The sequence below is a fragment of the Spirosoma arboris genome (assembly GCF_009754945.1).
Lineage (GTDB): Bacteria > Bacteroidota > Bacteroidia > Cytophagales > Spirosomataceae > Spirosoma > Spirosoma arboris.
Map to the genome: position 1 here is coordinate 327493 of NZ_WPIN01000008.1, position 19912 is coordinate 347404.

General features: G+C 47.7%; 18 protein-coding genes. 13 read left to right on the top strand and 5 right to left on the bottom strand.

The window, feature by feature from the left end; genetic code table 11:
* Positions 1 to 4 precede the first annotated feature (4 nt).
* Positions 5 to 1636 (top strand): ABC-F family ATP-binding cassette domain-containing protein, encoded by a 1632-nt coding sequence (locus GO755_RS22285; protein WP_157587492.1) that lies wholly within the window; start codon positions 5 to 7, stop codon positions 1634 to 1636.
* Positions 1637 to 1757: 121 nt separating this feature from the next.
* Complete coding sequence (locus GO755_RS22290) at positions 1758 to 3110, top strand: dihydrolipoyl dehydrogenase family protein (RefSeq protein WP_157587493.1); 1353 nt, start codon at positions 1758 to 1760, stop codon at positions 3108 to 3110.
* Here the strand turns inward: GO755_RS22290 and trpS are convergent.
* From trpS to GO755_RS22305, 3 genes are all read right to left on the bottom strand, one after another.
* A complete protein-coding gene (trpS, locus tag GO755_RS22295) occupies positions 3107 to 4087 on the bottom strand; it encodes a tryptophan--tRNA ligase (RefSeq protein ID WP_157587494.1) in 981 nt (326 codons plus the stop codon). The two genes, GO755_RS22290 and trpS, sit on opposite strands and share 4 nt — an antisense overlap.
* Before the next feature lie 109 nt (positions 4088 to 4196).
* Positions 4197 to 6464, bottom strand: coding sequence for an NADP-dependent malic enzyme (locus GO755_RS22300; protein WP_157587495.1), 2268 nt, complete (start codon positions 6462 to 6464; stop codon positions 4197 to 4199).
* Positions 6465 to 6559: 95 nt separating this feature from the next.
* Positions 6560 to 6976 (bottom strand): hotdog fold thioesterase, encoded by a 417-nt coding sequence (locus GO755_RS22305; RefSeq protein WP_157587496.1) that lies wholly within the window; start codon positions 6974 to 6976, stop codon positions 6560 to 6562.
* 167 nt (positions 6977 to 7143) lie between these two features.
* On the opposite strand from GO755_RS22305, the gene GO755_RS22310 reads away from it, so the two are divergent.
* From GO755_RS22310 to GO755_RS22330, 5 genes are all read left to right on the top strand, one after another.
* Entirely contained in the window at positions 7144 to 7782 is a 639-nt protein-coding gene (locus GO755_RS22310; RefSeq protein WP_157587497.1) for a histidine phosphatase family protein, read from the top strand.
* Between the two features lie 146 nt (positions 7783 to 7928).
* Positions 7929 to 9053, top strand: a complete 1125-nt coding sequence (locus GO755_RS22315; protein WP_157587498.1) for a sensor histidine kinase — start codon at positions 7929 to 7931, stop codon at positions 9051 to 9053.
* 51 nt (positions 9054 to 9104) lie between these two features.
* Positions 9105 to 9839 carry a LytR/AlgR family response regulator transcription factor gene (locus tag GO755_RS22320; RefSeq protein ID WP_157587499.1) on the top strand — a complete coding sequence of 245 codons (735 nt, stop codon included), beginning with the start codon at positions 9105 to 9107 and terminating at the stop codon, positions 9837 to 9839.
* Between the two features lie 85 nt (positions 9840 to 9924).
* Complete coding sequence (locus GO755_RS22325) at positions 9925 to 10722, top strand: DUF3298 and DUF4163 domain-containing protein (protein ID WP_157587500.1); 798 nt, start codon at positions 9925 to 9927, stop codon at positions 10720 to 10722.
* Positions 10723 to 10741: 19 nt separating this feature from the next.
* Positions 10742 to 11029 (top strand): hypothetical protein, encoded by a 288-nt coding sequence (locus tag GO755_RS22330; RefSeq protein WP_157587501.1) that lies wholly within the window; start codon positions 10742 to 10744, stop codon positions 11027 to 11029.
* A gap of 4 nt (positions 11030 to 11033) precedes the next feature.
* On the opposite strand, the gene GO755_RS22335 is transcribed toward GO755_RS22330, so the two are convergent.
* A complete protein-coding gene (locus GO755_RS22335; RefSeq protein WP_157587502.1) occupies positions 11034 to 11519 on the bottom strand; it encodes a group II truncated hemoglobin in 486 nt (161 codons plus the stop codon).
* 113 nt (positions 11520 to 11632) lie between these two features.
* The gene (ald, locus tag GO755_RS22340) at positions 11633 to 12766 is read right to left on the bottom strand and encodes an alanine dehydrogenase (RefSeq protein ID WP_157587503.1); all 1134 of its coding nucleotides are present in this window, start codon (positions 12764 to 12766) and stop codon (positions 11633 to 11635) included.
* Between the two features lie 175 nt (positions 12767 to 12941).
* Between ald and GO755_RS22345 the strand changes: the two genes are divergently transcribed.
* The 6 genes from GO755_RS22345 to GO755_RS22370 all read left to right on the top strand — a co-directional run bounded on the left by GO755_RS22345 (position 12942) and on the right by GO755_RS22370 (position 19896).
* Positions 12942 to 13403: an Lrp/AsnC family transcriptional regulator gene (locus GO755_RS22345; RefSeq protein ID WP_157587504.1), complete on the top strand. Its 462-nt coding sequence runs from the start codon at positions 12942 to 12944 to the stop codon at positions 13401 to 13403.
* Between the two features lie 182 nt (positions 13404 to 13585).
* Positions 13586 to 15181, top strand: coding sequence for a S53 family peptidase (locus tag GO755_RS22350; protein ID WP_157587505.1), 1596 nt, complete (start codon positions 13586 to 13588; stop codon positions 15179 to 15181).
* 299 nt (positions 15182 to 15480) lie between these two features.
* Positions 15481 to 16554: an NAD(P)H-dependent flavin oxidoreductase gene (locus GO755_RS22355; RefSeq protein ID WP_157587506.1), complete on the top strand. Its 1074-nt coding sequence runs from the start codon at positions 15481 to 15483 to the stop codon at positions 16552 to 16554.
* Positions 16555 to 16707: 153 nt separating this feature from the next.
* On the top strand, positions 16708 to 17673 hold the full coding sequence (locus GO755_RS22360) for a Kelch repeat-containing protein (protein ID WP_157587507.1): 966 nt from the start codon (positions 16708 to 16710) through the stop codon (positions 17671 to 17673).
* Between the two features lie 86 nt (positions 17674 to 17759).
* Positions 17760 to 18656 (top strand): 3-keto-disaccharide hydrolase, encoded by an 897-nt coding sequence (locus tag GO755_RS22365; RefSeq protein ID WP_157587508.1) that lies wholly within the window; start codon positions 17760 to 17762, stop codon positions 18654 to 18656.
* 82 nt (positions 18657 to 18738) lie between these two features.
* Positions 18739 to 19896, top strand: a complete 1158-nt coding sequence (locus GO755_RS22370) for a DUF1624 domain-containing protein (RefSeq protein WP_157587509.1) — start codon at positions 18739 to 18741, stop codon at positions 19894 to 19896.
* Positions 19897 to 19912: the final 16 nt, after the last annotated feature.

Consider the following 19912-nt stretch of genomic DNA (forward strand, 5'->3'; position numbering starts at 1 on the left):
CGTCATGCTATCGGTACAAAACGTCTCACTTCGCTATGGTAAGCGGGTTCTTTTCGACGACGTAACTATAAAATTTACACCTGGTAACTGCTTTGGCGTTATCGGCGCTAATGGAGCGGGGAAATCAACACTTTTGAAGATTCTGTCGGGTGAAATTGAGCCACAAACTGGTTCAGTAACGATGACTCCTGGCGAACGGATGTCGGTGCTGAACCAGAATCAGGCTGCATACGATGAGTTTCCAGTTCTGCAAACGGTCATTATGGGTAACAAACGCCTGTACGACATTATGCAGGAAAAGGATATCCTATACGCTAAAGAAGAGTTTACGGATGCTGATGGCGAAAAAGCTGCCGAACTCGAATCGGAATTCGCCGAAATGAATGGTTGGGATGCCGAATCTGATGCGGCCACTTTATTATCGGGCTTAGGCATTAAGGAAGACCTGCACTATTCGTTGATGAGTGATCTTAATGGCTCCGAAAAAGTGCGGGTGCTGCTGGCACAAGCCCTCTTCGGTAACCCCGACGTACTGCTTCTTGACGAGCCTACCAACAACCTCGATGTAGAATCAGTAATCTGGCTCGAAAACTTCCTGGCTAATTTCAGTAACACAGTCATCGTGGTTTCTCACGATCGACACTTCCTGGATCAGGTGTGTACGCAAATTGTGGACGTAGATTTTAGCAAAGTGAAGCTCTTCGCCGGAAACTATTCGTTCTGGTATGAGTCGAGTCAACTGGCCCTGAAACAACGTCAGGATCAGAACAAGAAAACGGAAGACAAACGTAAGGAACTGGAAGAGTTTATCCGCCGATTCTCGGCCAACGCGTCGAAATCAAAACAGGCTACCAGCCGGGCTAAACTGCTCGAAAAACTCACACTGGAAGATATTCAACCGTCGTCACGGAAGTATCCTTATGTGAACTTCAAACCCGAACGCGAACCTGGTGATCAGATTCTGACAGTTGAAAACCTGACCTATACTGCCGAAGACGGTACAAAGCTGTTTGAAAACCTGTCGTTTACGGTGAACAAAGGCGATAAGATTTTCCTGTATAGTCGCGATGGTCTGGCCGTATCAGCTTTGCTGGATATTCTGGCAGGCGAGCGTAAAGCCGATTCGGGTACGTTCCGCTGGGGAATCACGATTACCATGTCGTATTTTCCGACGGATGCTGAAAAAGAGAAATTCTTCCAGACCGATCTTAACCTGGTCGACTGGCTGCGACAATATTCGGTGGAGAAAGATGAAAGCTTTATTCGGGGCTTCCTGGGCCGGATGCTGTTCTCAGGCGAAGAATCGCTGAAGAAAGCAACGGTATTGAGTGGGGGCGAAAAAGTGCGGTGTATGCTGTCGAAAATGATGTTATCAGGAGCTAACGTCCTGATGCTCGACGAGCCTACAAACCACCTTGATCTCGAATCGATCGAATCGCTGAACAACGGGCTGATTGACTTTAAAGGTCCGATTCTATTCACCTCCCACGATCACCAGTTCGTGCAAACGATTGCCACTCGCATCATCGAAATAACCCCAGCGGGCATTCTTGACAAACTGATGACCTACGACGAGTTCATCTCCGACCCACGTGTGAAACAACAGCGTGAGGAGTTATACGAAGCAGTGGCGTAGAGCATAGAACAAACGTTTCAAAAATGGGTAATCTGGCAAATTTGCTGGATTACCCATTTTCTTTTTAGCCACTAATGCATGTTTGGTAGTTATACTCTACAAAACGACCAGACACTATTCTATGCAGTCTTTTGACCTTATTGTTATCGGCACGGGATCGGCCGGGAAAACGGTTGCGGAAGCCGTTCGTCAGGCAGGTAAAACCGTGGCAATCATTGATAAATTACCTTTCGGAGGTACATGTTCGCAGCGCGGGTGTGATCCCAAAAAAGTGCTGGTGGGGGCCGCCGAAATCATTGCCCGGTCGGAGCAGATGATTGGGAAAGGGATTAAGACCAAGGCATCCATGAACTGGTCGGACCTGATTCAATTCAAAAAAACATTTGTAGTATCGGTGCCGGAACGAACCGAAAAGGAGTTCGCTGAGGAAGGCATTACTGCCTTTCATGGTGTTGCTACGTTTCTGTCGGCGAATACAATACGCGTTGGTAGTCATGAACTGCAAGCTAAGCATATTGTCATTGCGACTGGCCAACGCCCCAAACCGCTCGACATTTCCGGTGAAGAACTATTAACAGACAGTACCGGATTTATGGAGCTTACTCAGCTCCCCAGGAAAATCGTCATGATTGGGGGCGGCTACATTGCCTTTGAGTTCGCTCATATTGCCGCTCGTGCCGGAGCGAAGGTGACGATTCTTCATCAGGGAAAACGTCCGTTAGAAGGGTTCGATGCCGACTTGGTTAAGTTGCTGGTGAAGGCTATGGAAGCCATCGGAATAAGTATTATTCTGGAGGCCAGCGTAACATCAGTAAAAAGCAAAGGAGGCAATCTAACAGTTAGCTACAGGCAAAGCGGGAAAATACACTCGGTATCAACTCAGTTGGCCGTTCACGGAGCCGGACGTGTTGCCGATGTTGCCGAATTGAATCTGGAGAAGGCTGGCGTTGAGGTAAATGAGAAAGGAGTTACGGTTAACGAATACCTGCAAAGCGTCTCCAATCCTGCGGTTTATGTATGTGGAGACGCTTCGGACAAAGGCCCGCCACTGACTCCGTTAGCGTCGTATGAGGGCAAGATCGTTGCGGCAAATATCCTGAAGGGTAATCGTCAAACCTACACTGACGCTCCCATTCCATCGGCTGTTTTCACAGTACCAACGCTAGCGTCTGTTGGTCTAACGGAAGAACAGGCCAGAGAACAGGAGCGAAATGTGAAGGTAACGTTTCAGGAAACAGCCGATTGGTATGTTAGCCGACGTATCAACGAGAAATTTACTGCCTTCAAAACGCTGGTTGATGCCAAGACGGGTCGGCTAGTAGGGGCGCATTTGTTAGGTTCGGGAAGCGACGACCTGATTAATCTATTCACGTTGGCAATGAAGCATAATATCTCCGTGAAAGAGCTGAATCATACGCTATTCGCTTATCCTACTCATGGATCGGAATTGAGTTCGATGTTGTCCGATTACTAATAGAAGCCTAACTTCTGTCGTACTCGTGCTATGGTTTTCCCGGCTACAGCACGAGCTTTTTCTTCGCCAGCCTGAAGTTCGGCTTCGAGGGCATCTGGATTTTCAATTGTGTAATAATTGAATCGTGTGCGCTCGGTAGCAAACTGTTCCAGAATTAGCTCGTAGAACGCTTTTTTGGCCATACCATAACCATAGTTGCCTCCTTCGTATAATCGGCGCAATTCAGCGGTCTGTTCGGCAGATGCCAGTAATGAATACAGTTGAAACGTAATATCCGTATCTGGATTTTTCGGCTCTTCGAGGGGTGTTGAATCTGATTTGATTTTCTTGATTACTTTCCAAAGCTCATTTTCGGGTAGGAAAATATCAATGTAATTGTTATATGACTTGCTCATTTTGGCCCCATCAATTCCCGGAATGGTCATGAGCCGGTCGTCGATACGAGCTTCGGGTAGTACGAAGACTTCGTCGTTATACTGGTGGTTGAACGTACTGGCAATGTCGCGAGTCATTTCGATGTGCTGACGCTGATCTTTGCCAACGGGAATGAGCTCGGCATCATAAAGCAGAATATCGGCTGCCTGCAATACCGGATATACGAACAGGCCCGCATTGACACCAGCAGCTGCCCGATCTGATTTCTCCTTAAACGAGGTGGCATTGTTAAGCATCGCAAAAGGCGTAAAGCAACTCAGGTGCCAGGCCAGTTCTGTATGCTCGGCCACCCGCGACTGTCGCCAGAAAGTATTTTTCTGAGTATCTAATCCGAAGGCGAGCCAGGTTGCAGCCACGGCCCGTGTAAACTCCCGACGCATGGGACCATCTTTGATCGTCGTGAGTGAATGAAGGTCGGCAATAAACAAAAACGACTCGTTATCAGGATGTTTTGATAACTCGATGGCGGGTTTAATTGCTCCCAGAATGTTACCTAAGTGCGGTCGCCCGCTGGACTGAATACCTGTTAAGATTCGTGACATCTTTTTGAATGATAAATGATGAATGATAAATGATGAATGATGCTTGCGCTAGCTAAAACTGGCGTCAACATCATCCATTATTTATCATTCATCATTCAAAATTTATAATTCATTTTCCTTGTGCTTCAACGACGGCGATGGCTACCATGTTAACGATTTCGCGTTCCGATGAACCTAATTGTAACACATATACCGGCTTACGGATTCCGAGCAGAATGGGGCCGATGGCATCGAACCCAGCCGCTTCACTCATCAGGTTATAGGCAATGTTAGCGGCCGACAGGTTTGGGAAAATGAGTGTGTTAGCTCCTTCGCCAACTAACTTGCTAAACGGGTGATTTTGCTGCAGCAATTCAGTATTAAACGCTAAGTGCGCCTGAATTTCACCATCGACAATCAGGTCAGGATTTCGTTGTTGCAGGAGTTCAACAGCGCGGTTCATTTTTTCTGCATCGTCGCCTTTGGCACTACCGAAGTTCGAGTAGGTAACTAGCGCAATGCGTGGCTTAATATTGAACCGTTCAACCGTTTGCGCGGTCAGTTCGGTTATCTCGACAATTTCTTCGGAAGTCGGATTGAAATTGACCGTCGTATCCGAGAAAAACAACGGTCCGCGTTTGGTGAGCAGAATGTACATCCCCGCCACTTTTTTCACCCCCGGCTCTTTGCCAATAATTTGTAAGGCCGGCCGGATCGTGTCAGGGTAGGAGCGGGTTAAGCCCGAAATCAGGGCATCTGCTTCACCTGTTTCTACCATCATAGCGCCGAAGTAGTTGCGGACATACATCATTTTTCGGGCTTCGGTCGCATTGACGCCCTTCCGTTTCCGCTTCTCAAAATACTGATCGCCAAAGCGTTGAACCAGTGATTCCTGCTCAGGTGAACGCGGATCAATGATCGGAATAGTACCTAAGTCAAGGCTATTTTCCTCAATAAGCTTTTCAATTTTAGCTCGTTCACCTAATAAAATTGGATAGGCAATGCCCTCATCACGAACCTGTTGCGCGGCTTTCAGTACTTTCAGATTTTCAGCATCGGCAAAAACAACCCGTTTAGGATTGGCTTTCGCCTTGGTCAGAATAACCCTAGAAATCTGGTTGTCCTGGCCCAGACGACGAGCGAGTTGCTGCTCGTAGGCGTCCCAATCCGTAATTGATAATCGCGCCACACCAGATTCCATGGCGGCTTTGGCTACTGCCGGAGCTACCGTCGAGAGCAGTCGTGGGTCTACAGGTTTAGGCAGTATATAGGTTCGCCCAAAAATCATATTCGACTCACCATAAGCCAGATTGACCAGATCAGGCACCGGTTTTTTGGCTAAATCGGCTAGCGCGTAGGTAGCAGCCAATTTCATGGCTTCATTGATTTCGGTAGCCCTGACATCCAACGCTCCCCGGAAAATGTAAGGAAACCCGAGTACATTATTGACCTGATTCGGGTAGTCGGAACGGCCCGTTGCCATAATAATGTCGGGTCGGGCGGCCATTGCGTCGTCGTAACTGATCTCAGGATTTGGATTTGCCATGGCAAACACAATGGCATTGTCGGCCATTAAACGGATCATATCCTGGCTCACGATGTTGCCCTTCGATAGTCCCACAAATACGTCAGCCCCAACAAAGGCATCGTCTAATGAGTGGATGTCACGGGTGGTAGCAAACGGGCGCATAAGGTCACTCAAATCTGTTCGGTCTGTACGGAGGGGGCCGTTCACGTCGAACATGACCATGTTTTCGCATTTAGCCCCCAGAGCAACGTACTGTCGGGCACAGGAGATGGCGGCTGCACCAGCTCCCAGAATCACGAATTTGGCCGTTTCGATAGGCTTATGTACTAGTTCCAGTGCGTTGAGCAAGGCGGCTCCACTCACGATGGCCGTACCGTGCTGATCATCGTGCATGACGGGAATATTCATCTCCCGCTTGAGCCGTTCCTCAATCTCGAAACATTCCGGGGCTTTGATATCCTCCAGATTGACCCCGCCAAAGGTGGGTTCGAGAATCTTAACCGTTCGGACAAATTCGTCGATATTACTCGTATTCAATTCAAGGTCAAATACGTCGATATCAGAATAAATCTTAAACAGCAGTCCTTTCCCTTCCATAACGGGCTTACTGGCGGTAGGGCCAATATTGCCCAGTCCCAGCACAGCAGTCCCATTACTAATGACAGCAACAAGATTACCTTTGGCTGTATACTTAAAGGCGTCGTCAGGGTTGGCTTCGATAGCCAGACAAGGCTCGGCTACGCCCGGTGAATACGCCAGAGAGAGGTCGCGCTGGGTACTGTATTCTTTGGTTGGAACAACTTCTAGTTTTCCCGGACGGCCTTTGGAATGATAATCTAGGGCATCTTCACGCCGAATTTTCTGATGCATACGGTTTCGTTGTCGAGGACAGTTCGTTGGGAGCGCGAAGGTACGGAAAAAGTTAGCTGGGTTATGTAATCAATTCGTTGTGCAGACCTGTATTACTAGCCCTTAATGATCGCGACCGTCAGCCGACTCACGCACACAAGCTTGCCTTGTTCATCGGTGATGCGGATGTCCCAGACGTGGGTGGTACGACCCGTATGAATCGGTGTACAGCGACCATATACCCAGCCTTCGCGAACCGATCTTAAATGATTCGCGTTGATTTCAAGCCCAACGGCACGCTGCGTAGTCGGATCATCCAGGAGCATAAAGGAGGCTACGCTGCCTAATGTTTCGGCCAGCGCCACTGAGGCACCACCGTGTAGAATACCGAACGGTTGATGTGTCCGTTTGTCTACGGGCATGCGGGCCATCAAGTAGCCGTCACCGGCTTCTGTGAACTCAATACCAAGGTTTTTACCGAGAGAGTCAGTATGAATAAAATCGAGCGCATTCAGATCGAAGCCAGCTTTCATGTGTTATAGGGTTAAAAATTTCAATGGTCATGTTTCTAATTTGATGTTCTGGTTTACTAACTGAAACATTAATCTGAAACTTGGCACTTGAAACAGTTAATTGACACGTTTTGTGTAATTTTGCGGCTCAAATTTGGAAAAAATTGCCGGTTGGCAAGGGGAAAGGCTTGGCACAAAAAACAATTTATCTGATTCGCCACGGCGAAACCGACTATAACCGCCGGGGGATAGTACAGGGTAGTGGGGTCGATTCTGACCTTAATGAGATGGGACGAGCGCAGGCAATGGCATTTTTTCAGGCTTATCAGCACGTACCATTCAACAAAATTTACATTTCCGGACTGAAACGTACCTATCAAACAGTCGAGCCGTTTATTGAGATGGGTTTGCCTTATGAAAAACTCACCGGTCTGAATGAAATTAGCTGGGGCACGATGGAAGGGAAGGCTCCGGGTAATTTAGATAACGAATATTATCGTACCCTGATCGAAGCCTGGGAGTCAGGGCGCACAGATCAGACTACTGATCAGGGAGAAAGCCCAGAACAAGTAGTCGAGCGGCAGAAGGTGGCTATTGATGTGATTCTTTCGCATCCCGAAGAAGAGCTTATTCTAGTGGCTATGCACGGACGGGCAATGCGTATTTTGCTCTGCTGGATTACGAATCAGCCGCTCGCCCATATGGATCATTTTGAGCATAGCAACCTGTGTCTTTATAAACTCGCTTACGATTACACGTCGGCCCAATTCACGATTGAACTGGCTAACGATACAGCACACCTGCTGTCGCTGGCGCTTATGCAGTAAACTATTGATCGCCTGCGTTACCAGTTAACAAGCAGCATCGGCCGATAATCCATGTATATACCCATTGATAACTGCAACTTGATAACTGCTGACTAAAGGCCGTATATTCGCTTATGGCCTGGTAGTGGCTGTGTAATGAAATGGGAATGTCGAAGCAGAAAGTATATTGGATTTGTCAGTTGTTTGGCTGGTCGCTCTTCATTGCTGTAGAGTACCTGGCCTATTTGCTGGAAGATGGATTTGATCCCGATACACTTTACCTGGCTATTACCAATATTTTCCTGGGCATTACGCTAACGCATCTTTACCGGTTGATGATTCGACGCTGGAATTGGGTGCGTTTGCCTTTTTTTCGCCTGGCCCCTCGTGTTCTGCTTTCTGTTTTTGTCATGGCCGTGATTATGACCATGCTCAACTTACCCGTCGATAGGATTCTTGTTCCCGAACATATGGTCGATGAACCCTGGTTAGTCATTGGTTATATCATGAATTTTGGTAAAATCATGCTTACCTGGGTGCTTAGCTATACCGCTTACCACTATTTTGAGGAAAATCGCAATGCTGAAATCGAGAAAATTTTGCTCAAAACGAATATTCGCGAAACAGAGGCCAAAGTATTGCGCTCACAGTTGAATCCTCATTTCGTATTTAATGCGTTAAACAGTATTCGGGCATTGGTGTATGAAAATCCAACCAAAGCCCAGCAAGGCATTACCCAGTTGTCAAACCTGCTTCGGAATTCGTTATTGGCCGACCGGCGGAAAACTGTCGAGCTGCGCGAAGAAATCAAAACCGTAGAAGATTATCTAGCGCTCGAAAAAGTTCGCTACGAAGATCGGCTCACCTCGCATATTGACCTAGATGGGCGAACCCTTTTCTGGCAAGTGCCTCCTATGATGCTACAAACGCTCGTCGAAAATGCGATTAAGCATGGAGTTTCAACGGCCATTGGCGGTGGATTTGTTGACGTTCGTTCCAGTATTGTATCTCGTGACGATGGCCCAGACAAACTGCATATCATTATTCGTAATACGGGCGTGCTCGGCGATAAAAAAGCATCGGGTGGTTTTGGACTAGCCAACACCGCTCAACGACTCGAACTGCTTTATGGATCTGAGGCTCAGTTTCATATTTTTCAGGAAGACGATAATCGCGATGACGGCACACCCAATAGTGGCCCGGTTGTTTGCGCCGATATTATAATTCCCGCCCAGTCGGAGGGTATGTTCCGACGAGAAAAACAGTCGTTAGGAGCGAGGAGTGGCGAGTGAAGAGTTAGTAACTCCTCGCTTTTCGCTCCTGATGACTCATTCCTTTGCACTATGAAAACCCTGATCATTGACGACGAACGTTTAGCCCGCAATGAATTGCGCCGGCTGCTCGAAAACTTTCCAAAAATTCAGATTATTGGTGAGGCCGCCAACGCCGACGAAGCGCTACCTATGATTGAAGATCTGGAGCCTGAACTGTTGTTTCTGGATATTCAGATGCCGGGCAAAAATGGTTTCGAGTTGTTGCAGTCTATCGAAGGCAAAACGCCTGAAGTTATCTTCACGACTGCTTATGATGAGTATGCCATCAAGGCTTTCGAATTCAATGCACTCGATTACCTGCTCAAACCTGTTGAACTGGCTCGCCTTTCAGAAGCCATTCATCGGGTAGAAGAGGAACAGCACGTTCCGGAAGCGTCGGGTATCTCGTCGGGAACTTCGTCAAAAATTCTGGGTGAAAACGATCAGGTATTCGTGAAGGATGGCGAAAAATGCTGGTTTGTCAAACTGGGTAAAGTTCGGCTTTTTGAGTCGATGGGGAATTATGTACGGCTTTATTTCGACGACCAGAAGCCATTGGTACTTAAGTCGTTAAATGCACTTGAAGACCGACTCAATCCAGCTACTTTCTTTCGGGCTAACCGAAAGCATATCATTAATCTGCAGTGGATCGAGAAAATTGAACCCTGGTTTAGTGGGGGCTTACTCGTTACTTTACGCGGAGGAGATAAAATCGAAATTAGCCGCCGACAGGCTATTCGGTTCAAAGATTTGTTAAGTTTGTAATACTGGCAATTCGATGTAAATGGGTATTAGTCTGTCCATTAACTGGCTAATTACCTGTTTCCTTCAATTACCATATTTACTCTTCATGAAGTACCTTTTTGCAACGTTACTTTTCGGCTTAATCGGTTTTCTTTCCGCCTGTCACTCCACAAATTCGGGTCCGCCCGCTTTAGAACGGCAACATTATACATTTGCAGGTTCAACTCGTTGTGATACCACCAGCAATACTGGCGTCGATGTTGACGTCTCTTATATTCTGCTAACCGACGATACCGAAGGTGCCCGGAAAATTAATGATAGTTTGCGGCTTTTGGCCGTGAACAGCGTAATAGGCTGGCTCGATAGTGCAACCGTAGGAAGTCATCCTGATGCCCGGACAGATCTGGCCATGGCAGCTTCTTTGTTTGCTACTGATTATGAAGCCATGCGGAAAGAAATGGGTAGCTTAGGGGGCTGTTGGGAACTTGACACCAAAGCAGATACTGTTCATGCGGGTTCAAAAGCCCTGACGGTTAAAGTTGAAACCTATGCCTATACGGGGGGCGCTCATCCTAACTCCAGTCTTTCTTTTTATACATTTGACCGGGAAACGGGCCGGATGTTAACGTTGAGCGATATGATAGCCGATACAACGGCTTTGCTCGGCGTACTCGAACAGGCGTTTCGGCAGCAGCAGAATCTGTTACCCAAAGCTAATCTTGAAGAACAGGGGTATTTCTTACGCGACGGTCGCTTCTTTTTACCCGCCAATGTGGGAACGAGCCGGGAAGGCATGATTTTCTATTACAACCCCTACGAAATTGCAGCTTACGCTGTTGGGCCTATTCAGGTAACGGTGCCGTACGAAAAACTCAACGGTATCCTGCGCGACGATTGGTTATAGACTTACATCTGCCTATTCTATGACACTACACCAATTTACGGATTCCTTATCGCTCTCACAGCCTCCTGCCAACCTTCATCCAATTTTGCAGGGACTTTGGTATGATGCCAACGATAACTGGGAGGCTGCCCACAACATTGCCCAGAGCCGGGAAGGTACGCAGGCCTACGACCGGTTGCATGCCTATCTACACCGGAAAGAAGGCGATCGCTTCAATGCCAACTATTGGTATCGACGGGCAGGCGCTTCATTTTTTGATGGTTCACTGGAAGACGAATGGAAACTGCTGGTAGAGCAGTATTTATAAGTAGTTACGAGGGAATGTAAGGGCCGCCTGTTTCGCCCCAACCCCAGGTTGGCATGGGCGCATCTACGGGTTCGCTGACCGATTCTTCGTTTGAATTAATAACAGCCAAACGGGAGCCCCACTCCAGATACCCAACTAAAGCCGAACGAAATTCTGGATCGTCAGGTAAACCAATCGTGTCGGCAGTGTCCAAAATTAGCTCAATCCAGCGTTTTCGTTGTGTTTCGGTCAAATGCTTGCCTAGGTGTTTGTGAATCATTTCATAATGACTTCCTTCTTCACGGCTATACTGATCTGGACCACGAAATACTTCGGCAATGAAATGCGCCACATGTCGGGCGTGTTCAGGTGCCATAGATCGAAAGACTGGCTCCAGAATCGAATCCTGATGAACGCGCTGGTAAAATAGCTCGGTCCAGGCTTCAAACTTTTCCATGCCACCGGCCCATTCATATAATGTTGGGATTGTTCTGTTTGGTTGAGCTTCCATATATGTCAACAGGTTAATTCGATAGTAAGATAACGCAAAATGAGCAAAAAAAAGGCCGCACTCCGAAAAGTGCGACCTGCGTCTGTCGATGAATTGGTAATATTATTAGTAGCTTATTGAGCTAATTCTTCTTCGATCAATACCGTGCTTACATCCGTGAGTGGTAAGCCAAATGCCTCAGCCACACCTTTGTAAACCACTTTGCCTTCAACAACATTCAACCCAAGTTTAAGGTCTGTGTTATCGCGGCAAGCCTGTTGCCAGCCCTTATTGGCCAATTGCAGCGCATAAGGAAGGGTAGCATTTGTGAGCGCAAGTGTACTGGTATAGGGAACGGCACCCGGCATGTTCGCTACGCAGTAATGCACAACGCCGTCAATGATAAAGGTTGGATTTTCGTGGGTGGTAGGGTGACAGGTTTCAATGCAACCTCCCTGATCAACAGCCACATCAACTAATACCGTACCCGCCCGCATTTCCTTAAGCATTGGGCGAGTAATGAGGTGGGGAGCTTTTGCACCCGGAATCAATACGGCACCAACAATCAGGTCGCATACTTTAATCATCTCCCGAATATTGTATTCGTTCGACATCATCGTCTGCACATTTGGCGGCATAATATCCGACAGGTAACGTAAGCGCGCCAGGCTAACATCCATAATGGTTACGTGTGCACCCAGACCAGCAGCCATCTTAGCCGCCTGTGTTCCAACAATGCCACCACCCAAAATAAGCACATTAGCAGGCTTTACACCTGGCACACCTCCTAATAGAATGCCCCGCCCTTTCAGGGGTTTTTCAAGATATTTAGCCCCTTCCTGAATGGCCATTCGACCGGCTACTTCAGACATTGGCACCAGAAGCGGCAAACTGCGATCTGGTCGCTCAACGGTTTCGTAGGCTAAACAAACGGCACCTTTGGCCAGCATTGCCTGCGTCAATTCTTCCGACGAGGCAAAGTGGAAGTAGGTGAATAGTAGTTGATTCTCTTTAATTAGGTCGTATTCAGAAGCAATGGGCTCCTTAACCTTCATGATCATCTCAGCGATACCATACACATCTTCGATGGTAGGGAGCATAGTCGCTCCAGCTGCAATGTATTCTTCGTCTTCAAAACCGCTACCCTCGCCCGCATTAACCTGTATATAAACAACATGTCCATATTTGCGGAGTTCGGTTACACCGGCCGGTGTCAGTGCAACACGGTTTTCGTTGTTTTTGATTTCTTTGGGAACACCAATGACCATAGAGCCTTGTGTGGTTTGAGAGATTGTTACTTTGATGTGACAAAGTTAAATTCAGTGTAATTATTTTCTAATAGAAATTCTTTCTTTGGGAAATTTGGTAGTTATTTTGCTATTATATAGGAAATAATTCTATAAGAATGCCCATTAGAGAGGCTATTCCGTAAAAATTCCGTTTATGGATAATGTTGACAACACCGATCGAAAAATTCTGGATCTATTGCAGCAGAATGCGCGCTTAACGATTCAGGATATTGGCAAGCAGATTAACCTTTCGAAGACGCCGGTTCATGAGCGCATCAAGCGGCTCGAACGCGAAGGCATTATAGAGCGGTATGTGACTATTGTCGATAAGAAAAAACTTGGAAATCTGCTCATGGTGTATTGTCAGGTAACCCTTGACCGACAAACCCGCGACTCATTTACCGCCTTTGAAGTCGATGTGCGCGAGTTGCCCGAAGTGCTGGAATGTAATCGGGTGTCGGGTACCTTCGACTATTTGCTGAAAATTGTTAGCCGGGACATGGACACCTACAACCATTTTTACCAGGAACAATTGTCGATTATTCCCGGTACGCTACACATTAGTAGTTTTTTCGTCATGTCCGAGGTGAAAAATTCGACTACAATACCCGTTTGAGTCTTAGTAATTGAGTGGAAATAGCTTAGTTGATTATTGCGCGAACTCTGGTGTTGATTCGTTAACGAAGCAAGCATAATACGATTTAGGAAGGTGCATTAACGAATTTTAATCCGACAAAACAGGGGGAAAATCGTTAAGCAGCGTGTAAACGATTCACTTCTTCCAATAAATCGGCTGTTATGAGTGCTTTTGATCAACTTGTTCCACTACCCGGTAGCGAAAAAACGGCCCCGGATGCCGCTCCTCTCGATACGCTTGACCCGAATGAAGTTTTAACAGTTACGATTCGTATCCGTCGACGACAATCATTAACTCCCCTGGTTAACACTGAATCTGTTGTATCCAAGGTTATTAGTCGCAGTGAGTACGCCAGCCAATATGGGGCTGACCCAATTGTAATAAAGCAAGTAGAGGCCTTTGCAACGGCTTACGATCTGAGTTTGGTGGACCGAAATGCCGCCCGACGTAGTGTATTGTTACGGGGAACGGTTGCTCAGATGCAGCGTGCCTTTGGGGTGGCACTCGCCAATTATCAAATGGCTGACGGAACTATCTTTCGAGGGCGAACAGGCGTCATTAACGTACCTATTGAACTGGTCGATAGCATCGAAGGAGTGTTTGGACTGGATAATCGACCGCAGGCGCAGGCTCATTTTCAAGTCTACAACCCAAGCACAGGCGATCAGATTGCCCCGCGTGCCAGTGGAACCTCGTTTACTCCGCCCCAACTAGCCCGACTCTATAATTACCCAACCGGCGTGACGGGTAAAGGTCAATGTATCGCCATTATTGAATTGGGAGGTGGCTTTCGTAAAGCCGATATCACAACTTACTTTTCGGGTTTGGGCCTAAAGGCACCCTCAGTTGTTGCTGTTTCGGTAGATGGTGGGCATAACGCACCTAGTACAGCCGATGGAGCCGATGGTGAAGTCATGCTCGATATTGAAGTAGCTGGGGGAGTTGCTCCCGGAGCCAGTATTGTGGTTTATTTCGCTCCCAATACCGATCAGGGATTTCTGGATGCTATCACTACGGCTATGCACGATACAAAATATAAGCCGTCGGTAATTTCTATTAGCTGGGGTTCTGCCGAAAAAAACTGGACGCCACAGGCGCTTACTTCCTTTAATCAGGCGTTTCAGGCGGCTGCAGCTCTAGGTATCACCGTTTGTGCCGCTGCGGGCGACACGGGCTCTGATGATAGTGTAGGCGATGGCAAAGTGCACGTTGATTTTCCTGCTTCGAGCCCCTATGTATTGGCTTGTGGAGGGACAAAACTTACCGCTTCGGGAAATTCGGTTTCGGCTGAAGTTGTCTGGCACGAGAGTAAAACCAGTGCTACGGGTGGTGGCATAAGCGATAGCTTCGATTTGCCGGATTACCAACAGAAAAGTCATGTTCCTGTGTCTGTCAATGATAAAACCCGTGTGGGTCGCGGAGTTCCAGACGTAGCTGCTGTGGCAGACCCCGCCACGGGTTATGCCGTGCGCGTGGACGGCAGTAATTTGGTCATTGGTGGAACCAGTGCTGTAGCACCACTTATGGCGGGATTAATAGCGCTGATTAATCAGCAAAAAGGGAAATCGGTTGGCTTTATTCATCCGATTATTTACGCCAATCCCAAAGTTTTCCGAGATATTACACAAGGGAATAACAGCACGGCAACTGGCAATAAGGGCTATTCGGCAGCTTCGGGCTGGGATGCCTGTACAGGTCTGGGCGTTGCTGATGGGGCGAAATTAGCCAGGGCTTTAGGTAGTAAGACCACGGCCTAAGGTGTTTGTTAACCGAGCCGATTTTATAAAAAAATTGTAAATTTTTAAAACAACATCGACCGTCAACCCGTTATATAGTTGTATTTCGCTCGAGATGGCAGTAGTATCAGAATTGTAGTAGAGTGCCATCGAAAGTGAGACAAAAGCCAGGTGACTTCGGTCGTCTGGCTTTCTTTTTTTGCTGAAGTGCTGACCGAGACGGTCAGGAGAGAGCTAGTTAACTCCACAACCGACCGAGACGGTCGGCACTGAATTCTCAGTAAAAATTCCGAATTTTTACTCTAATTAACCGAAAACCAATGAGCACCTGGCCTGATAACCGCATTCAGAATTTATTCGGCATTGAATTGCCAATTTTACTGGCACCAATGGCCGGGTCAGGTTCATCTGAAATGGCTATAGCCGTCGCTGAAGCGGGTGGACTTGGTTCTCTTCCCTGTGCGCTACTGACTGCCGAACAGATACGGCACGAGTTTACGCGAATCCGGCAACACACCTCACGTCCAATTAACCTCAATTTTTTCTGTCATAAGCCACCACAAGTTGATGTAAATCGGGAGAGTGGCTGGAAAAAACGGCTGGAGCCCTATTATTATGAATTCGGAATTGATCCGCAGGCACCTACGCCAATTTCCAATCGTGCACCATTTGATGCTGCTCTGTGTGATCTGGTAGCTGAATTGAAGCCGGAGGTAGTTAGTTTCCATTTTGGACTTCCCGACAAAAATCTTCTTGCCAGAGTTAAAGCGACGGGCGCAAAAATTTTATCCTCGGCGACATCTGTTGACGAAGCTCGCTGGCTGGAACAGGAAGGCTGCGACGCGATTATTGCACAGGGGGCTGAAGCCGGTGGTCATCGCGGCATATTTCTTAGCCAGGATATTTCGACGCAAGCGGGAACAATGGCCCTTGTACCTCAAGTGGTTGATGCGGTGAAGGTACCTATTATTGCCGCCGGAGGTATTGCCGATGCGCGTGGCATTGTGGCGGCATTTGCTTTGGGAGCGTCGGCCGTACAGATTGGTACCGCTTATCTGTTCTGCCCGGAATCGACTGTATCGCCTGTTCATCGAGCAGCTTTACGAGGGGCGAAGGACAATACTACGGCGCTCACGAATCTATTTACAGGGCGTCCGGCGCGTAGTATTATCAATCGCCTGGTGCGTGAGATTGGCCCTATGTCCAACAGTGCACCCGAGTTTCCGCTTGCGGGTGGTGCACTCGTGCCCTTGCGGGCCAAAACCGAGCCGTTCGGTTCAGGTGATTTTATGTCGCTGTGGTCAGGTCAGGCGGCTGCTTTAGGCCGCGAATTACCAGCCAGGGAGTTGACCAAACGTTTTGCCGAAGAGGCTTTAACGCGATTCGCCAGATAGCGGGAGCTCCTGTCTGATTGTTTGGCAAGTTTTAACGAGCAAATTTCCTGACTGATTTGGAAATTTGAGGATAACTTTAGAAACTTCGAAAGAGTAGGAACCGCCAGATTTGCGGTTTACAATTCAGACTCATTTATCTCTCTTCCTGTATCTATGCGCGTCCTTTCGCTCGTTTGCTTAAGCCTGATTGGTACTGGTTTTGCGGCTCACGCCCAGACCTGGCAGCCCGTAACTACTCAAAATACCTGTTCAACCCGTCACGAAAATGCAGCAGCCCTTATTGGCGACAGCCTGTATGCTGTTGGCGGGCGGGGAATCAAACCGCTGGAGGCTCTTAACCTGAAAACGCTGGTTTGGCAAACACTGCCTACCCCTCCGCTCGAAATGAATCATTTTCAGGCGATCAATTATAATGGGGAGCTGTATGTGATGGGCGCATTTGAGGGTAAGTACCCGCACGAAACCCCAATACCGAACATATACATCTACAGCCCAAAACAGGGAGCGTGGCGTAAGGGGCCGGAAATTCCTAAAGAACGGCTCCGGGGTTCGGCAGGTGTGGTGGTCTATAAAAATAAAATTTACATGGCCTGCGGCATTATCGATGGACACTACGATGGACACGTAGCCTGGCTGGATGAATATGATCCCAAAACAAATACCTGGAAACGACTACCCGACGCTCCCCGCACGCGTGACCATATCAGTGCAGCCGTTATTGATGATAAACTCTATCTGGCGGGTGGCCGCAATTCGACGGCGCGGATCAATAAAGTACTGGAAACCACTATCGCTGAAGTCGATGTCTATGATTTCAAAACAGGCAAATGGACAACCTTGCCTGCATCCTCAAATATTCCAACGCAACGAGCCGGTGGTACAGCCGTAACTCAGGGTGGTAAAGTCTGGATTATTGGCGGGGAAACCGTACAATTACTGGCGCACAATGAAGCCGAAGCCCTTGATCCAAAAACAAATCAATGGACAAAAGGTCCAACGCTAAAACAGGGGCGGCATGGCACACAGGCTGTTGTTTACAAGAATCAAATCTACATTGTAGCCGGGTCGGCCAATCATGGTGGAGGACCAGAGCTGAACACGGTTGAAGTGATGAAATAGGTTATACTTGTTTCGGGTTTCATGTTCCAGGTTTTCGAAGCAACATGAAACTTGGAACATGAAACCTGAAACCCAAGACTTAAAGCATGAAAAAACTGATACACACATTCGTATTTTTACTGATCACAATTCAACTTGTATTGGCTCAAACGGCAGCTACTCGTCAGGAATGGGTGCAGCTTTTTAATGGGAAAGACCTTAAGAATTGGGACATCAAGATTGCGGGTCAACCGCTCAATGACAATTACAAAAACACCTTCCGCGTCGAGAACGGAATCCTGCGTATTGCTTACGATCAGTATAAAACCTTCGATGGTAAATACGGACACATGTACTATAACAAGCCATTTTCGTATTACCGGGTGCGGTTTACATATCGGTTTGTAGGTAATCAAACGCCTGGTGGCGATACCTGGAATGTGCGAAACAGTGGTGTAATGGTTCATTCTCAGTCGGCGGCAAGTTGTTCAATTGGGCAGACATTTCCTGTCTCGCTGGAGGTGCAGTTATTGGGTGGCCTAGGCAAAGGTCCGCGCCATACAGGTAATCTATGCACGCCAGGCACGCAGGTATATATGCATGGGAAACTTAACCCCGAACATTGCATTGATTCAGACTCGAAAACCTACGATGGCGACCAATGGGTAACCGCCGAAGCCATCGTGCTGGGAGATTCGATTATACATCATATCGTTGAGGGAGATACTGTGTTGACCTATGAACGACCCGAAGTAGGAGGGGGATTCGTAAGTGCTGGAAGCGACTGGAAAGTAGCGCACATCGACAATGCTGACTATTGGATTAGTCGGGCGAATACTCCCCTTGGCGAAGGCTATATCGCCTTGCAGGCCGAAAGCCACGCAATTGATTTTAAGAAGGTGGAAGTGCTTGATCTAAAAGGTTGTACTGACCATAAAGCGCTGAATTATAAGTCGTATTATGTAAAATCGGATAACACACAATGCCGATATAAGAAACGTTAAATGTTCCACTGTTTCATGGTCCAAGTTTACATGTGGAGTGTGAAACCTGGAACAGTGGAACCTGAAACAGAATAACTAACTAATGAAGCGCGTAACTGCCATTGACGTAACTCGCGGTCTGGTAATGGTAATCATGGCGTTAGATCATGTTCGTGACTTATTGCACCTTCCGGCAATGAGTCAGAATCCTACGGATTTAACAACTACAACACCCGCCATTTTTATGACCCGTTGGATTACGCATTTATGTGCCCCAACCTTTGTGTTCTTGTCGGGAACATCGGCTTATCTGTCGCTTAGAAAGCGAAACGATGCATCGGCCCGGCAGTTTTTACGGAAGCGGGGTATGGTTCTAATCCTGCTCGAACTAACGATTATCAACTTTGCCTTTTGGTTCGACATTCATTTCCATTCCCTCATGCTACAGGTTATTTACGCCATTGGCGGAGGGTTACTTATCCTCTCGTTCGTAGCGAAATTGCCGGTCAAATGGGTCGCCATTATTGGCTTAGTGATCGTGTTTGGACATAACCTGCTTCAATCCGTGCCAGCGTTCACGAATCAGGCGGCTCGCCTGGGCTGGGCGTTACTATTTCGTACCGATTTTTTTTCGATAAGCCCATCATTTGCGTTATTGGTAGCGTATCCAGTAATTCCCTGGCTGGGTATTATGCTCGTTGGCTTTGCCTGCGGCTCACTGATGGAGCGGCCTGCCGAAGCGCGAAAAGAGCTCCTGTTACGCGTCGGTTTAGGTGCCCTGGCGCTGTTTATACTACTCCGTTTTCTGAACCTCTACGGCGATCCAGCCCCCTGGTCTGCTCAGAAAGACGCACTGTTTACGTTTCTGTCGTTCATGAACGTAACTAAATACCCTCCGTCGCTTCTATATACCCTTGTTACGATTGGTTTGATGCTGGTGTTTTTATCGTCAATCGATGGTGCCGATAATGGCTTCACGCGCTGGCTGACGGTGTATGGAAAAGTGCCCATGTTTTACTACATCCTACATTGGTATCTGGTGCATATATCCATGCTTGTCATGAGTTTTCTACAAGGCTATTCGTGGGCGGATATTCCTTCGGGGCCCATCAATTTCGGCCGACCCGATGGCGCGGGTATTTCACTGGGTGGCGTATATGCCGTGTGGCTTGGGCTGGTATTGCTGTTATATCCGGCCTGTAAATGGTACGGCCGATACAAAGCTGATCATCCTGAAATTGGATGGCTACGCTATGTATGATGAATTTATAGTCTGT

Coding starts and splice junctions, on each gene's coding strand:
- GO755_RS22285 (WP_157587492.1), top strand. CDS start 5: ATGCTATCGGTACAAAACGTCTCACTTCGCTATGGTAAGCGGGTTCTT.
- GO755_RS22290 (WP_157587493.1), top strand. CDS start 1,758: ATGCAGTCTTTTGACCTTATTGTTATCGGCACGGGATCGGCCGGGAAA.
- trpS (WP_157587494.1), bottom strand. CDS start 4,087: ATGTCACGAATCTTAACAGGTATTCAGTCCAGCGGGCGACCGCACTTA.
- GO755_RS22300 (WP_157587495.1), bottom strand. CDS start 6,464: ATGCATCAGAAAATTCGGCGTGAAGATGCCCTAGATTATCATTCCAAA.
- GO755_RS22305 (WP_157587496.1), bottom strand. CDS start 6,976: ATGAAAGCTGGCTTCGATCTGAATGCGCTCGATTTTATTCATACTGAC.
- GO755_RS22315 (WP_157587498.1), top strand. CDS start 7,929: ATGTCGAAGCAGAAAGTATATTGGATTTGTCAGTTGTTTGGCTGGTCG.
- GO755_RS22320 (WP_157587499.1), top strand. CDS start 9,105: ATGAAAACCCTGATCATTGACGACGAACGTTTAGCCCGCAATGAATTG.
- GO755_RS22325 (WP_157587500.1), top strand. CDS start 9,925: ATGAAGTACCTTTTTGCAACGTTACTTTTCGGCTTAATCGGTTTTCTT.
- GO755_RS22330 (WP_157587501.1), top strand. CDS start 10,742: ATGACACTACACCAATTTACGGATTCCTTATCGCTCTCACAGCCTCCT.
- GO755_RS22335 (WP_157587502.1), bottom strand. CDS start 11,519: ATGGAAGCTCAACCAAACAGAACAATCCCAACATTATATGAATGGGCC.
- ald (WP_157587503.1), bottom strand. CDS start 12,766: ATGGTCATTGGTGTTCCCAAAGAAATCAAAAACAACGAAAACCGTGTT.
- GO755_RS22345 (WP_157587504.1), top strand. CDS start 12,942: ATGGATAATGTTGACAACACCGATCGAAAAATTCTGGATCTATTGCAG.
- GO755_RS22350 (WP_157587505.1), top strand. CDS start 13,586: ATGAGTGCTTTTGATCAACTTGTTCCACTACCCGGTAGCGAAAAAACG.
- GO755_RS22355 (WP_157587506.1), top strand. CDS start 15,481: ATGAGCACCTGGCCTGATAACCGCATTCAGAATTTATTCGGCATTGAA.
- GO755_RS22360 (WP_157587507.1), top strand. CDS start 16,708: ATGCGCGTCCTTTCGCTCGTTTGCTTAAGCCTGATTGGTACTGGTTTT.
- GO755_RS22365 (WP_157587508.1), top strand. CDS start 17,760: ATGAAAAAACTGATACACACATTCGTATTTTTACTGATCACAATTCAA.
- GO755_RS22370 (WP_157587509.1), top strand. CDS start 18,739: ATGAAGCGCGTAACTGCCATTGACGTAACTCGCGGTCTGGTAATGGTA.